This window comes from Delftia sp. Lp-1 (assembly GCF_020523835.1).
In the GTDB taxonomy this organism is placed as follows: Bacteria; Pseudomonadota; Gammaproteobacteria; order Burkholderiales; family Burkholderiaceae_C; genus Comamonas; species Comamonas acidovorans.
Genome location: NZ_JAJALJ010000004.1, coordinates 467,151 through 481,219 on the forward strand (window position 1 = coordinate 467,151; position 14,069 = coordinate 481,219).

10 protein-coding genes are annotated in these 14,069 nt (G+C 71.0%); 4 read left to right on the plus strand and 6 right to left on the minus strand.

Translation table 11 applies throughout. The features are described 5' to 3' along the window. The first annotated feature begins 75 nt into the window (after window positions 1–75). The 3 genes from LGR64_RS27370 to LGR64_RS27380 all read left to right on the plus strand — a co-directional run bounded on the left by LGR64_RS27370 (window position 76) and on the right by LGR64_RS27380 (window position 7,262). Window positions 76–3,219 carry a hypothetical protein gene (locus LGR64_RS27370; protein WP_230357397.1) on the plus strand — a complete coding sequence of 1,048 codons (3,144 nt, stop codon included), beginning with the start codon at window positions 76–78 and terminating at the stop codon, window positions 3,217–3,219. A gap of 31 nt (window positions 3,220–3,250) precedes the next feature. After that, the gene (locus LGR64_RS27375) at window positions 3,251–4,978 is read left to right on the plus strand and encodes an SWIM zinc finger family protein (protein WP_043823302.1); all 1,728 of its coding nucleotides are present in this window, start codon (window positions 3,251–3,253) and stop codon (window positions 4,976–4,978) included. 307 nt (window positions 4,979–5,285) lie between these two features. Then, window positions 5,286–7,262 carry a reverse transcriptase family protein gene (locus LGR64_RS27380; protein ID WP_230357399.1) on the plus strand — a complete coding sequence of 659 codons (1,977 nt, stop codon included), beginning with the start codon at window positions 5,286–5,288 and terminating at the stop codon, window positions 7,260–7,262. A gap of 20 nt (window positions 7,263–7,282) precedes the next feature. On the opposite strand, the gene LGR64_RS27385 is transcribed toward LGR64_RS27380, so the two are convergent. Both LGR64_RS27385 and LGR64_RS27390 read right to left on the minus strand, forming a co-directional pair. After that, window positions 7,283–8,116 (minus strand): helix-turn-helix domain-containing protein, encoded by an 834-nt coding sequence (locus LGR64_RS27385; protein ID WP_013800053.1) that lies wholly within the window; start codon window positions 8,114–8,116, stop codon window positions 7,283–7,285. Window positions 8,117–8,147: 31 nt separating this feature from the next. Then, window positions 8,148–8,531, minus strand: a complete 384-nt coding sequence (locus LGR64_RS27390) for a hypothetical protein (RefSeq protein WP_034397631.1) — start codon at window positions 8,529–8,531, stop codon at window positions 8,148–8,150. A gap of 223 nt (window positions 8,532–8,754) precedes the next feature. On the opposite strand from LGR64_RS27390, the gene soxR reads away from it, so the two are divergent. Continuing rightward, window positions 8,755–9,258: a redox-sensitive transcriptional activator SoxR gene (gene soxR, locus LGR64_RS27395; protein ID WP_012202096.1), complete on the plus strand. Its 504-nt coding sequence runs from the start codon at window positions 8,755–8,757 to the stop codon at window positions 9,256–9,258. On the opposite strand, the gene hutG is transcribed toward soxR, so the two are convergent. Genes hutG through LGR64_RS27415 form a run of 4 tightly spaced genes read right to left on the minus strand, consistent with a single transcriptional unit; the run spans window position 9,259 to window position 14,064 of the window. Beyond that, window positions 9,259–10,122 carry an N-formylglutamate deformylase gene (gene hutG, locus LGR64_RS27400; RefSeq protein WP_065345020.1) on the minus strand — a complete coding sequence of 288 codons (864 nt, stop codon included), beginning with the start codon at window positions 10,120–10,122 and terminating at the stop codon, window positions 9,259–9,261. Between the two features lie 14 nt (window positions 10,123–10,136). Beyond that, window positions 10,137–11,537 (minus strand): formimidoylglutamate deiminase, encoded by a 1,401-nt coding sequence (locus LGR64_RS27405; protein ID WP_141832952.1) that lies wholly within the window; start codon window positions 11,535–11,537, stop codon window positions 10,137–10,139. Continuing rightward, a complete protein-coding gene (locus LGR64_RS27410; protein ID WP_141832954.1) occupies window positions 11,534–12,679 on the minus strand; it encodes a histidinol-phosphate transaminase in 1,146 nt (381 codons plus the stop codon). Before LGR64_RS27410 ends, LGR64_RS27405 begins: the two co-directional genes overlap by 4 nt. After that, window positions 12,676–14,064 (minus strand): FAD-binding oxidoreductase, encoded by a 1,389-nt coding sequence (locus LGR64_RS27415; protein WP_141832956.1) that lies wholly within the window; start codon window positions 14,062–14,064, stop codon window positions 12,676–12,678. The genes LGR64_RS27410 and LGR64_RS27415 overlap by 4 nt, the downstream gene beginning before the upstream one ends. Window positions 14,065–14,069 lie beyond the last annotated feature (5 nt).

Consider the following 14,069-nt stretch of genomic DNA (forward strand, 5'->3'; position numbering starts at 1 on the left):
GGAACCGCCAGGTACCGCCAAAAAACGCCGACGAACGCCGACACCCTCCATGGAAAAGCACTGGATGCCTGCCGCATGAATCTGCTTGCTCACGCCACACTGTCCCGGCCACAGGGACGCAACGAACGCATCAGCACCGTGAGGGTGCTGGCCCTGGAGATGCCGGGCGGCGACACCACGGCCACCGCCGCGCGCCATGTCGTGACCTTGCAGGTCACGCAATTGAAGGCCGGCGTCGTCGCGCAGGTCGATGACAGCACGCTCACCCCCTTGCCTCAGGCGCTGGAGCCTGCACGCCAGCGCGCGCTGGCCTACCTGCGCCAGCGCCTGGGCGCGGGCGATGTGCTGCAGTCCCATGAGGGCTTTGCGGAGCTGGATGCTGAAGCAGGCCCGGCGCCCTCCCCCGGCCAGGCCCGGGAACAGGCCACGGTGCCGCCAGGCCTGCCGGAGTCGGCCCTGCAGGTCGGCGCCATTTCCGCCCTGTGCAAACGCCTGGACGGCAGCGCCTGGCGGCTGATGCCCTCGGGCCAGCAGGCCCGGCTGGTGTGGCGGCTGGCCGAGTATGCGGACCCCGCGCGCAGCGGCGCCGCCCAGCGCCTGCTGCATGCCCAGGTTCCACGCCTGGTGGCGCTGCTGGGCACCGGGGACGATCTGCTCGACTACTGCCTGGCCTACCTCATCGGGCGCCTGGGCGATGGCGGCGCAGCGGTGGCCCTGCAGGCGCTCTCGCAACGCGGCACCAGCGAGGCCACGCGCGATCTGGCGCACCAGGCCTGGCTGGCCCTGCTGGAGCCGCAGGAGCGCCAGGCGGCGCTGCAGGAGTACCAGGCGCAGTGGGCCGGGATCCCCCCGCAGGAAATCGGCCCGAAAGAGGACGGACCGCAGGCCGAACAGGCCTTCTTCCAGACCCTTGGGCCACAGGCGCTGCTGGCGGCCGATGCGCTGGGCGCCTACGACGGCGCCGTCCACCAGCAGCTGCTGGCCTGGATGGAGCGCATCCCTTTCACGCGCGCCTGGTGGCCGGCCCTGCGGCGCATCCACAAGCGTGCCGAGTGGCGGCGCGACCACGCCCTGCTGGCCGTGCTGCATGCGCGCTTCGATGGCCCGCGCGACGAGGGTGCCGTCTTCAGCCGCGACACCTCGCTGTACCTGCGCCTGCGCGGCTGGCGCCAGCTGCGGCGCATGGCCTCGGCCGACCACAGCGAAAGCGCCGCGCATGCCGCAGCCCTGCTCCAGGCCATGGACCGCTGCTGCGCGGGCCTGCCTGCCTCGCGCTCCGGCCGCCTGCCCGAATCGCGCTGGCTGCTCGCCGCCCGGCTGCTGTTGCCACGCTGGCCGGAACTGCATGCCTCGGCCCGCGCCCACACCTGGTACACCGACGAGCCGCTGGACCTGCAGCAGCTGCCCGCGCAGCGCGTCGAAGGGCTTTCGGCCATGTGGGACGCCCACCCCGGGCAACTGCTGCAACTGGTGGGCCGTTCGCAGTCCACGCTGCTGCTGTGGTCGCTCACGCGCGCCCTGCAGGACCAGAAGGCCTTTCTGGACGGCCTCGATGCAGCGGCCACCGCGCCGCTGCTGCAGAAAACCTATGCACCGGCGGCTGCGCTGGGCCTTCAGATCGCGCAGCAGCGCATGGTCTCGCTGACCGACGATGCGGCACGCCGGCCCTGGCTGCTGGCGCTTGCGCAATGCGGCGACGGGCCTGCCGCCAGCTACCTGGGCGCCTGGCTGTCGCGTGACCGCGCAGGCGCCGCGCGCGATGCCGAACTGGTGGCCGCCCTGCTGCTGTCACCGGCCGCCAGCTCGCGCACCCAGGGCCTGGCCCTGCTGTTTTATGCCGATGGTGCAGCCGTGGCCCTGGCCTTGCTGGCGGCGCTGCCCACGCTGGACGCCGAAAGCCCCACGCTGGCCGATATCCGCGATGCCGTGCAGGCGCTGTTCGATGGCAACGGCCCGCTGGCTGCGCAGGCCGCCAGCGTCCCGGCCCCGCCGCTGCACCACCTGCTGGCGCATTCGGTGACGGCGCTGGTGGAGATGGCCACCACCTGGCTGCTGGCGCATCCGCAGGGCCTGCGGACCCTGCCCCCGGCGGCGCTGCGCGGGCTGCTGGAATCCGAGGAACCTGCGCGCATGGCCTGCGGCATCCGGCTCATGGGCAGCCTGGCCGATGACCTGCTGTGCGAGCAGGCCGCCATGCTGGCCGAATTCGCCGTATCACCGCATGCCGCCTTGCGCGCAGCGGCAGCGCCCCTGGTCGAGCGCCTGGCCGGCACTCCCCTGTACAACACGCGCTGCAATGCCCAGATCGCCGAACGCCTGCACGAAGTGCTGTTCCGCGCGGAAAAGGCCGAAGGCGTCCACGACGCGGCGCTGCGGCTGCTCACCGGCCCGCTGGCCGCCGTGGCCCCGGCCCGCGATGCCTCGGGCATCTGGCGCGCCCTGCAGGCGCAGGCCAAGGGCGCACAGCGCTACGGCGCCTGGGGCCTGAAGGCGCTGGACCTGCAGGCCTACACGCTGCGCCAGTGGTCCACGCTGGCCCGGCATGCCGATGCCGACGTGCGCGCCTTGAGCCGCCAGAGCATCGATGCGCAGCTCACCCCCATGGACCGGACCCTGCCCGAGCAGGCCGAACAGCTGCTGCCGCTGGCCGACGCCCTGTTTTCCGACACGCAGCAGTACGCACGCGAGATGTTCGGCCAGCGGCTGCCGGACGGCGCCCTGTCGCCGCAGCTGCTGCTCGGCTGGGTCGATCACGCCCAGCCCTGGGTGCAGGCCCTGGGCCGCCAGCGGCTCGCGCAGCACATGAGCGCGCCCGAGGCCAGCCTCTTCCTCACGCGCCTGGCCCAGCACCCCGCCACCAGCGTGCAGCTGTTCGTCACGCAATGGCTGCTCGCCCTGCCCGACGAGCCCGCACCGCAGCGCGCGGCGCGCCTGCAGGAGCTGCAGCCCTACTTCCTGGCCGTGCTCAGCCAGGTGCACCGCGCGCGCGCCAGCAAGACGCGCGTGCTGCATTTCCTGCGCAGCCAGGTGCAGGCGCCCGAGACCGCCGCCGTGGTGGCGGCCATCTTTGCGCGGCAGGTGGTCAGCGCCAGCCATGCCGACCAGCCCGACTATGTGGCCGGGCTGCGCGACATCGTGCAGCGCCATCCCCAGCTGGCGCAAAGCTTCATGCAGCCCCTGGCGGCGGAGCGGCGCGGCCAGGCCCCGTCTTCAACCTGAGCGCCGCAACAAGGCACGGAGTCGATCGGACATGGAATTTCGCTATCAGTACTACGGCAGCACGCAGGTCAACGACACGGCGGCCGAGCAGGCCTTCTCCTTCGCGCCCGACCTGCTGCGCCCACCCACGCGCTTCGACGGCCTGCTCCGGCGCGACGGCCCGGCCTACCTGCAGGTGCGCGAAGGACTGTCCGCGCTGCACAGCGTGGTGGTCAGCGATCTGCGCACGCGCGGCCGCGACAAGACGGCCTACCGCGAATGGCTGCAGGAGCACGAAGCGCAAATGCTGGCCACCTTCATGGCCGACACCGGCGGCGCCCAGGCGCGCGCCAAGGAAATCAGCGCCGAACTCAAGGACCTGCGCGAGACCCGCAACCAGGTGCTCTCCCCCTTCTACAAGGCCCAGCGCAAGTACTTCGACTGGCTGTTCGTGGCCAACCGCGATGCCTGGTATGTGCTGGACCCCGTGATCACCGTGCACCCGGACCGGCTGCTGTTCGAGGCCTTCAGCCAGGACGAATCGAGCTACTGCGCGGTCAGCATCCGGCACGAGGCCTTCGAGCATGCGGGCGAGCGCATCTGCGGCACGACCAACATCGATTACTCGGCCAGCCTCTACGAAGAATTCCAGAAGATCCGCAGCTACCGGGACACGCGGCTGACGCTGGACCCGGCGGGCTTTGCCGTGCAGGTGGGCGGCGACCCCGCGCTGCGCGAGGAAAAGATCGACCTGCCCGACAGCTGGCTGCGCGGCTTCGTGCAGGTCTCCAGCGCCATGGCCCTGCCCGCCACCGTGCTGGAGCTGCACCCCATGGACCTGTTCAACATCTGCGCGCGTCTGCGTGCCCGGCGCGAGCGCCACGGCCCGCGCGCGCTGCGCTTCGAGCTGGCGCCGGGACAGCCGCCCACCGTGGTGTTCGAGCCCTGGGAGGAACGCCTGGCCACCCGGCGCTCGCACGTCGTCAGCGATGCCATGGGCACGGGCGGCGGCACCATCCGCCTGTGGGGGCGCCGCCGCCTGCTCACGCTGGAGCGGCTGATCTCCCAGGCCACGCGCGTGCGCGTGCACCTGCTGGGCAGCGGCATGCCCAGCTTCTGGGTGATCGAGCTGGGCCTGGTCACGGTCACGCTGGGCCTGTCGGGCTGGAGCGCCAACGACTGGGCCGCCAGCGCACGCTTTCACCTGATGGCGCCGCAGGCCGAGGTCACGCCCGCCCAGGTCGAGGCCGTGGGCCGGCAACTGCAGTCGTGCTGGCAGGCCGGCGCGCAGGAACTGGCCCAGGCCACGGGTCTGGCCCCGGCCCAGGTGCACACGGCCATGACACGCTGGATGCAGGCCGGGCGCGCGGTCTACGACCTGGACGCCGGGCGCTACGCCTGGCGCGAGCTGCTGCGCGAGCCGCTGACGGCGCAGCAATTGCAGCCCGCCAACCCCGAGCAAGACAAGGCGCTGGCCCTGGTGCGCGGCAAGGCCATTGCCCCGCCGCGCATCGACCGCAAGGACGGGTTCAGCCGCATCACCGGCCAGATCCCTCGCGCCGACGGCAAGCGCCTGTTCGACACCCAGCTCGAACTCGATGCCGACGAGCGCCTGACCGATGCGCGCTGCAGCTGCAACCACTACCAGCAGTACCGGCTGCGCCAGGGGCCCTGCGAGCACATGATTGCGCTGCGCCTGGTGGCGCAGCCCCAGCTCGATGCCGCCCGCCAGCCGACCGGCCCGCAGATGAAGGCCGCAGGACAAGGAGAAATCGCGTGAACCGCTTCAATTGCTCTACACTGCCACGCGGAGCGACGCGCAGGCTCTTGCAATCCGGGTGGTGTTTCGCCACCCTTGTGAACTGCCGTTTCATGCACCACGGGCGCCGTTTTCACTGTGCCACCCCAGCGACGGTATGCGTTTTCCTGAGTGGCTTGCCACAAGCGAAACACGCATACCGTCGCGGGGTGGCGTCGAGCGAACAGCTCCCGTCCCGTGAGCCCTGCGGGCTCTTCGACGAGAAGCGCGTCGCTCCATTTCTTTGCCCGCCGCACAGCGGCCGGGCCCGCCTTGCCGGGGTGGCCGCATGAGCCAGCCGCAACCCACACGCGCCGAGATCTACGAGCGCATCAAGGCCTCCAGCAAACAGGAAGTCATCCTCGACGAGATGCAGCGCCTGGGCTTCTGGCCCAAGGGCGAGGGGCAGCCGCAGCTGGCCGCAGCCCACATCCAGCGCGAAGGCGAGCTGCAGCGCGAGCTCGCCGAGCTGCGCCAGCAGATCGCCGTGCGCCACAACCCCGAGCGCGCACTGCGCCAGATGCGCAAGGAGCGCATGCAAAAGGCGCTGGCCCAGCGCGAGGAAACCAAACGCCGCCAGGCCCAGGAGCGCCACGACAAGGCGCTGGCCTGGCATGCGAAGCGGGCCACGCACGTGGGCTATCTGGGCCCCGGCGTCTCCGCTGCCCTGCAGGGGCCGCAGGCCGGTGAAGCACCGCCTGCTGCCGGGGAACGCCGGCAGGCCGACCCGCAAAGCCTGGCCCGGCATGGCCTGCCGGAACTTGCCGATGCGGCGCAGCTGGCCGATGCCATGGGCATCACCGTGGCCGAGCTGCGTTTCCTGGGCTTTCACCGCGAGGTGGCCCGCACCCACCACTACCACTCGTTCACCCTGCCCAAGAAGACCGGCGGCGAGCGGCTGATCTCCGCGCCCATGCCGCGCCTCAAGCGCGCGCAGTACTGGGTGCTGGACAACATCCTCGCCAAGGTGCCCGCGCACGATGCCGCCCACGGCTTCCTGGCCGGCCGCTCCATCGTGAGCAATGCCGCGCCGCATGCGGGCCACGACGTGGTCATCAACCTGGATGTGAAGGACTTCTTTCCCAGCATTGCCTTCGGCCGCATCAAGGGCGTATTCCGGCATCTGGGCTATGGCGAGGCCATGGCCACCCTCCTGGCCCTGCTGTGCAGCGAAAACCGCGCCCAGGCCTGGCAGGTGGATGGCGAGAAGCTCTTCGTCGGCGGCAAGGCGCGCGAGCGCGTGCTGCCCCAGGGCGCGCCCACCAGCCCCATGCTCACCAACCTGCTGTGCCGCCGCCTGGACCGCCGCCTGCTGGGCCTGGCCAGGCAGCTGGGCTTTGTGTACACGCGCTATGCGGACGACCTGACCTTCTCCGCCTCGGGCGAGGCCGCGCGCGACAACGTGGGCCGGCTGCTGGGCCGCGTGCGCTGGATACTGCGCGACGAAGGCTTCACGCCCCACCCCGACAAGGAGCGCGTGATGCGCAAGGGCCGCCGCCAGGAGGTCACGGGACTGGTGGTGAACGCAGACAAGCCCGGCGTATCGCGCGAGACGCGCAGGCGCCTGCGCGCCGCCCTGCACCGCGCCACGCAGGCCAACGCCGGCAAGCCGGCGCACTGGCAGGGGCAGGCAGCCCAGCCCTCGCAATTGCTGGGACTGGCGCAGTTCGTGTACCAGGTCGACCCCGTGCAGGGCGGCCCGCTGCTGGGCCAGGCCCGCCAGCTCACGCGCAGCCCCATCGACCGCGCCAACGATGCCCTGCTGCAGGCCAGCCACCAGGACCGCGCGGCGGCGCGTGCGCAGCCGCCCGCAAGCGCACAGTTCCGGCGTCTGGCCGCCAGCGGGCAGGCACCTGCGCTGGCCAGCGGCAAGACGTGGTGGCAGCCGGCCGAGCCGGCGGCACCCGTGATCGAGAAGACCGACCAGCAGCGGCGCGAACAGCGGCTGCAGGAGCGCGAGGCCGCACGCGCCCAGGCAGCTGCGGCCGCACGGCCGGCCGTGGACACGCCGCAGCAGCAGCCCGCACAGGCGCCGAGCCCCGACGCCCAGGCACCCGGCCCATCGCCGATGCCCGGCCTGCTGACCTACTGGACGCAGATCGTGATCTGCTTCTTGCTGGGCACGGTGTTCCAGGCACGCCTGATCACGCTGATCGGCATCGTGCTGGTCCTGCTCCTGCGCTACCGGCGCATACGGCGCTGGGATGTCTTTGCCGCTGCGATGGTGGTGGCCGTGCTGCTGGGCCTGGGGCTGCGGCTGTCGTGATGTTCACGGGGCCGCAGGCCTCAGAGGCCTGCGCCGCCGCCCGCCAAGGGTGCGCTGCGCAGCGCCAGGAAGCGGCGCGGCGAGGTGCCCACCGCCTTGCGGAACATGGTCACGAAGGCGGGTGCGCTCTCGTAGCCCAGGGCATCTGCCACGGTCTGTATGCGCAGCCCCTCGGACAGCTTTTGCAGTGCGGTGAGCACATGCAGCTGGCGGCGCCACTGGTTGACCGTAAGCCCGGTCTCGGCCAGGAACAGCCGCGTCATGCTGCGCTCGCTCATGCCGATGCGCTGGGCCCAGTCGGCCAGCCGTGCCTGCAGCTGCGGCTGCTCGCACAGGGCGTTGGTCATGCGGCGCAGGCGCCGGTCGTGCGGCAGGGGCAGGTGCAGTCCTTCGGGCTGCGCCGCCTGGATCTCGTCGAGCAGCACCTGCATGAGCCGGCCATCGCCGCTGTCGGGCTCGTAGTCCTGCGGCAGGCCCTGCACGCGGTCCAGCAGCGCACTGAGAAAGGGCGAGACGGCCAGCGCATGGCAGGGTCCGGGCACGGGGCGCACGGCCCCTGCCTCGACAAAGACCACGTAGCCGCTGGCCGCACCGCTGCAGCTGACGCGGTGCAGCGTGCCGCCCGGAATCCAGGCGGCGCTGCGCGGCGGCACCACGCAGACGCCCGCATCGGTCTCCAGCGTGATCAGCCCCGCATGGGTGACCATGAGCTGGCTCTTGCGGTGGGCATGGAAGTTCATCCCCCAGTCGCCGGGGCCCGACCGCATGGGCAGGACGATCACGGGACGGTCCACATGGTCGGGGTCCCACCTCTCGGGCAGGACTTTGAGCAGGGCTGAATCCACGGCATTCATGGTGTTTCTCTCAGTTCATGTCAATCGGTCATCAATCGGACCCGAGCAGCTCCCGTGCACGCTGCTGCGCCTCCTCGGGGGAGGCCACCAGCAGCATGGGATAGCCCCAGGCCTTGCCGAACATCTGTGCGAAGGCCTCGGCCTCGGCGCGCTTTTGCGCATCGGGCTCGGCGTGGACCAGGGCGCGCACCAGGCTTTTGAGCTCGGGGCGGCGGGCCTTCATCCACAGCACGACCTGCTTGCGCTCCTCAGGTGAGCGCTCCTCCTGGGCCATGTCGCCGTCGCTGAAGAAGACAAAGGCCTGGCCGCGGGCCAGCAGGGCCGAGAAGTCCTCCAGCAAGCGGTCCACAGGCACGGCCTTGTCGCGCTCGTAGCCCATGCGGACCAGGGGAAAGCTGCTGCTGTCGATGTACATGGAAACCTCCGGCCGATGCCATTCAATACAAATGAGACCCATTACTGTATGAATGAACGGCAGCTGCGTCATTGCAGCACTCAGCCAAAGAATTTCGCAGTCCGGCCAGGACGCTCGCATGGGCGGTACAGACCCGGTTGCCCTGTTCCTGCGCTTTCGCTCAGAATGGCCGCATTCTTCGAGTTCAAGTGAACTTGAAGTCAAGCCACAAAGGAAAGCCACCATGAAAACCGAGGATGATCCGCTGCTCAGCATCGGCGACGTGGCGCAGCGCAGCGGGGTCAAGGCCTCGGCGCTGCGCTTTTACGAGTCGCTGAACCTGATCGAGTCCGTGCGCAGCGCCAGCGGCCACCGGCGCTACCACCGCTCGTCGCTGCGGCGCATCGCCTTCGTGGTGTTCGCTCAGCGCATCGGCTTCACGCTGGAGGAGATCGCCGAGCAGCTGGCCAAGCTGCCCAGCCGCCATGTCCCCACGGGTGGGGACTGGCAGAAGATGTCGCGGGTCTGGAAGCAGCGGCTGGACGACCGCATAGGCGAGCTGCAGCGGCTCAGCGAGAGCCTGGACCAGTGCATTGGCTGCGGTTGCCTGTCGCTGCGCCACTGCGTGCTGCACAACCCCGGCGACCTGTGCGCACAGAACGGCCCCGGGCCGCGCCGCTGGCTGGGCGACCCGCCGCCCGTGGCCATGGGCGGGCCCTGCCCGGGCCACTGCCACGACGAAGGCTGATCAGGACACGCGCCGTGTCGTGACGAAGTCCAGCACCGCCTGCAGCATGCGCTGCAGCGTGGGCTGGATCTGTTCGGCGCGCTCGGGCAGGTAGTCGAAGGGCAGCGCTTCCTGCATGTAGCTGCACTGCGTCATCTCCAGCTGCACGGCGTGGATGCCGGCCTCGGGCTGGCCGTAGTGGCGCGTGATGTAGCCGCCCGTGAAGCGGCCGTTGAGTATGGCGGTGTGGCCCGGCGCGGTCTGCGCAATGGCCAGCAGATGCTCGGCCAGCTCCAGCGCGCAACTCGTGCCCTTGCCGGTGCCCAGGTTCAGGTCGGGCAGCTTGCCTTCGAAGAAGCGCGGCAGCACCGAGCGGATGGAGTGCGCGTCCCACAGCGCCACGGTGCCGTGCACGGCCTTGAGGCGGTCCAACTCGGCGCGCAGCTGTGCGTGGTACGGGCCCCAGATGGCTTCGCGGCGCGCGGCGATCTCGGCGTCCGCGGGCACATCGGCCGGGTCGGCGTACAGCGGCGTGTCGTCGAAGGTGTCCACGGGGCACAGGCCGGTGACGCTCTGGCCCGGGTAGAGGCTGGCGCCATCGGGCGGACGGTTCAGGTCCACCACATAGCGCGAATGCGTGGCCACCAGGATGGAGGCGCCCATGGCCTTGGCGAACTCGTACAGGCGCGGCAGGTGCCAGTCGGTGTCGGGCACGTGGCGGGCTTCCTCGGTCAGGCGCGCGGCGATGTCGGGCGGCACATGGGTGCCCGCATGCGGCATGGAGATCAGCAGCGGCGCCGTGCCCTGGTGGAAGACGAAGGGAGGGGGAGCGGTATCGGTCATGGTGTGATTCTGGAGCGGTTCTGGCGGGTTGTGCGAACCCATGGCATGCATGGGCCTCAGGATTGCAGGGTGGCCGTGCGCGCCGCGACAAAGCCATGGGCTGCCGCCTCGTGCAGGGCATGGCGGCCCGCCTGCACGCGGCGTTCGCCCCCCACCCAGAGGCTGTGCAGCGCGCTGCTGCGGTGGCTGCCGAAGACATGGGCCGAGACCATGGCCTGCACCGGCAGTCCGGCCAGCGCCACATGGTCTGCGTCCAGCGCCAGGAAGTCGGCCTGCTGGCCCACGGCCAGCCCAGCCACGGGGCGGCCTGCGGCCTGGGCGCCGCCCTGCACGGCTGCGGTCCACAACGCGGTGCCCACCTGCGGGTCGGGGCCGGCCAGCACGTTGCGCTGGCGCAGCGACAGGCGCTGGCTGTATTCGAGCATCAGCAGTTCCTCGGCCGCGTTGACGCAGGCATGGCTGTCCGAGCCCACGCCCCACGCGCCGCCGTGGCCCAGCCATTGCGGCATGTCGAAGATGCCATCGCCCAGGTTGGCTTCGGTGGTGGGGCAGATGCCGGCCACGGCGCCGCTGCGCGCGGCGCCCGCGTATTCACCGGGCGTCATGTGGGTGGCGTGGACCAGGCACCAGCGTGCGTCCACGGGGGCATGCTCCAGCAGCCATTGCACGGGGCGCTGGCCGCTCCAGGCCAGGCAGTCGTCCACCTCCTGGGTCTGCTCGGCAATGTGAATGTGGACGGGTGCGCGCGCGTCCAGCGCCGTCAGGCCCTCCACGGCCACGCGCAGGCTGTCGGGCGGCACGGCGCGCAGCGAGTGCGGCGCCAGGCCCAGGGCCGCGCCTTGTGCGCGCGCCTCGGGCAGCAGGCGCTGCAGCAGGGCCAGCATGTTGTCCGTGCTGCGGATGAAGCGCGCCTGGTCGGCGCGCGGCGGCTTGCCGCCAAAGCCGCTGGTCTGGTAGAGCACGGGCAGCAGGGTGATGCCCATGCCGGCCTTGCGCGCGGCGCGCAGCAGGGCCAGGGACAGCGTGGCGTCGTCGGCATAGGGCCGGCCATCCCGGTCGTGGTGCACGTAGTGGAATTCGCAGACCGAGGTGTAGCCGGCCTCCAGCATCTCCACGTACAGCCAGGTGGCGATGGCCTCCAGCGACTCGGGCGTGATGCGCGCGGCAAAGCGGTACATGAGGTCGCGCCAGCTCCAGAAGCTGTCCTGGGCCTCGGCGCGGTATTCGGTCAGGCCTGCAAAGGCGCGCTGGAAGGCATGCGAGTGCAGGTTGGGCATGCCGGGCAGCACGGGGCCGGGCGCGCGCGGCGCGCTGCCGGGCTGGGCGTCGGCCTGTACGGCCTGCAGGGTTCCTGCTTCATCCCAGCGCAGCAGTACATTGCGCGCCCAGCCCGTGGGCAGCAGCGCATGCTCGGCGAACAGCGTGCGGCTGTCGGGTGTCGGGTCGATGCCGCTCATTGCACGGCCTCCAGGATCTCGGCCAGCGCGCGCACGAAGCGTTCGTTGTCGGCCTCCGTGCCCACGGAGACGCGGATGAAGTGCTCGAAGCCCGGCTCCTTCCAGGGCTTGACGATCAGGCCCCGGGCCAGCAGCGCCTCGTTCACGGGACCGTTGGGACGGCCGATGTCGATGAACAGGAAGTTGGCGGCCGAAGGCGCTATCCGAAGTGCGGGCAGTGCAGGCAGGGCGGCCAGCCGCTGCGCCAGCACATCGCGCAGGCGCACGGTCTCGGCCACGCCGCGCTGCATGAAGTCCTCGTCGCCCCAGGCTGCCAGCGCCGCCGCCTGGGCCGCCTGGTTGACGTTGAAGGGCGTGCGCACGCGGTCCAGCAGTTGCACCAGGGCCGCGTCGCTGGCCAGGCCGTAGCCCACGCGCAGGCCGGCGAGGCCCCAGGCCTTGGAGAAGGTGCGCAGCACGATCCAGGGCATGGCGCGGCCGCGCAGCAGGGCCAGCACGTCGGGGTAGCCGTCGGCGTGCAGGGCGTACTCGTAGTAGGCCTCGTCCACCACCAGCAGGGTCTGCGGCGGCGTGGCGTCCAGCAGGCGCGCGAAATCCCCGGCGCTGAACATGCAGCCCACGGGATTGGAGGGATTGGCCAGCATGGCGATCTTGGGGCCGCGCGCCAGCGCCTGGCACCAGGCATCGACGTCGAAGTCCAGCGCGGTCGTCAGCTCCAGCAGCTCGACGCGGGCGCCCATCATGCGCGGGTAGATCTCGTGCAGGCCGAAGGCCGGGCGCTGGGTGAGCACGCGGTCGCCGGGCGAGAGAAAGGCCTGGCAGAGCATCTGCAGGATGTCCTCGGAGCCGTTGCCCACGGCAATGGCCTCGGCCGGCACGCCGGTGCGCGCCGCGATGGCCGCGCGCAGCGCCGTGCATTGCGCGTCGGGATAGGTGCCCACATGCAGGGCCAGGTCGGCCAGGGCGCGGGCCACGGCAGGGCTGGCGCCAAAGGGGTTCTCGTTGCTCGCCAGCCGCGCGATCTCGGTGACGCCGTAGCGCGCCCGCACGGCCTCGGAGGACAGGCCTGCGTTGTAGGGCGGCAGCGGCGGCACTTCGGGGCGTGCCAGGGTGTGGATCGCGTGGATGGCGGGAGCGTTCATAGGTCGAATACCTTGCCGGGGTTGAACAGATGCAGGGGGTCCAGCGCCTGCTTGATGGCGCGCATCGCGGCCAGTTCGGCCGGCGTGCGGCTGGCGCCGAGATAGGGCTTCTTGTGCAGGCCGATGCCGTGCTCGGCCGAGACGCTGCCGCCGAACTCGCCGACCAGGTGGTACAGCGCGGCCTCGACGCCTTCGCAGTCGCCGTTGGCGGTGGCACCGTCCACGGAGACATGCAGGTTGCCGTCGCCCACATGGCCGAAGAACAGCGAGTGGTGGCCGGGCCAGCGCGCGTCGAACGCGGCGCGGCAGGCATCGGCGAAGCGGCCGATGTCGGCCTGGGGCAGGCTGACGTCGAAGTTGACGGGCGGATGCATGTTCGTGTTGAGCTCGGCCGGCGCCTCGCGCAGCTTCCACAGCTGGCGCGCCTGGGCCACGGACTGGGCGATGACGGCATCGGCCACCTCGCCGGCCTCCATGGCCTCGCCCAGGGCCTCTTCCACGTCGGCGCGCAGCGTGGCCTCGTCCTTGCCGTCCACATCGATCAGGGCCAGCAGCGCATGCGCCTGGCCAAAGGGCGGCTGCAGCTTCTGCCAGCGGATGGAGGCCTGGATGAAGCTGTCCCACATCAGCTCGAAGGCCGCCACGCCGTTGCCAAAGCGCGATTGCATGCGCGCGAGCACGGACAGCGCCGCATCGAAGTCCGGCACGGCCACCAGGGCCGTGGCGCGGGCCTGGGGCGCGGGGCGCAGGCGCAGCAGCACGCGCGTGACGATGCCCAGCGTGCCCTCCGAGCCGATGAAGAACTGCTTGAGGTCGTAGCCCGTGTTGTTCTTGAGCATGGGGCGCAGCATGGGCAGCACCGTGCCGTCGGCCAGCACCACCTCCAGGCCCAGCACCTGCTCGCGCATCATGCCGTGCTGCAGCACGCCGTTGCCGCCCGCATTGGTGGCCACGTTGCCGCCGATCTGGCAGCTGCCGCGCGCGCCCAGGTCCACGCCGAAGACCATGCCTGCGGCCACGGCCGCCTCCTGAACGGCCTGCAGCGTGGCGCCGGCCTGCACGGTCATCAGCGCGGTGCGCGCGTTCACGTCCTCGATGGCGTTCATTCGCTCCATGGAGACGGCCACCGCACCCGGCACGGGCACGGCCGCACCGGCCAGGCCCGTGAGCCCGCCCTGGGGCACGACAGGCACGCGGTGGGCCGTGCACAGGCGCATGAGCGCGCTGACCTCGTCGGTGCTGCGCGGGCGCACCAGGGCCAGCGGGCGCTGGGGCGGCGTGCCGCTCCAGTCGGTGTGGTAGCGCGCGGGCACATCGTCGCCGCGCTGCGCCACTTCGGCGCCCAGGGTGGAAATCAATTCATCGAGAAACAGTGCATGGGACATGAGCA

Coding starts and splice junctions, on each gene's coding strand:
- LGR64_RS27390 (WP_034397631.1), bottom strand. CDS start 8,531: ATGTACATCGACAGCAGCAGCTTTCCCCTGGTCCGCATGGGCTACGAG.
- hutG (WP_065345020.1), bottom strand. CDS start 10,122: ATGGGTTCGCACAACCCGCCAGAACCGCTCCAGAATCACACCATGACC.
- LGR64_RS27380 (WP_230357399.1), top strand. CDS start 5,286: ATGAGCCAGCCGCAACCCACACGCGCCGAGATCTACGAGCGCATCAAG.
- soxR (WP_012202096.1), top strand. CDS start 8,755: ATGAAAACCGAGGATGATCCGCTGCTCAGCATCGGCGACGTGGCGCAG.
- LGR64_RS27405 (WP_141832952.1), bottom strand. CDS start 11,537: ATGAGCGGCATCGACCCGACACCCGACAGCCGCACGCTGTTCGCCGAG.
- LGR64_RS27410 (WP_141832954.1), bottom strand. CDS start 12,679: ATGAACGCTCCCGCCATCCACGCGATCCACACCCTGGCACGCCCCGAA.
- LGR64_RS27370 (WP_230357397.1), top strand. CDS start 76: ATGAATCTGCTTGCTCACGCCACACTGTCCCGGCCACAGGGACGCAAC.
- LGR64_RS27375 (WP_043823302.1), top strand. CDS start 3,251: ATGGAATTTCGCTATCAGTACTACGGCAGCACGCAGGTCAACGACACG.
- LGR64_RS27415 (WP_141832956.1), bottom strand. CDS start 14,064: ATGTCCCATGCACTGTTTCTCGATGAATTGATTTCCACCCTGGGCGCC.
- LGR64_RS27385 (WP_013800053.1), bottom strand. CDS start 8,116: ATGAATGCCGTGGATTCAGCCCTGCTCAAAGTCCTGCCCGAGAGGTGG.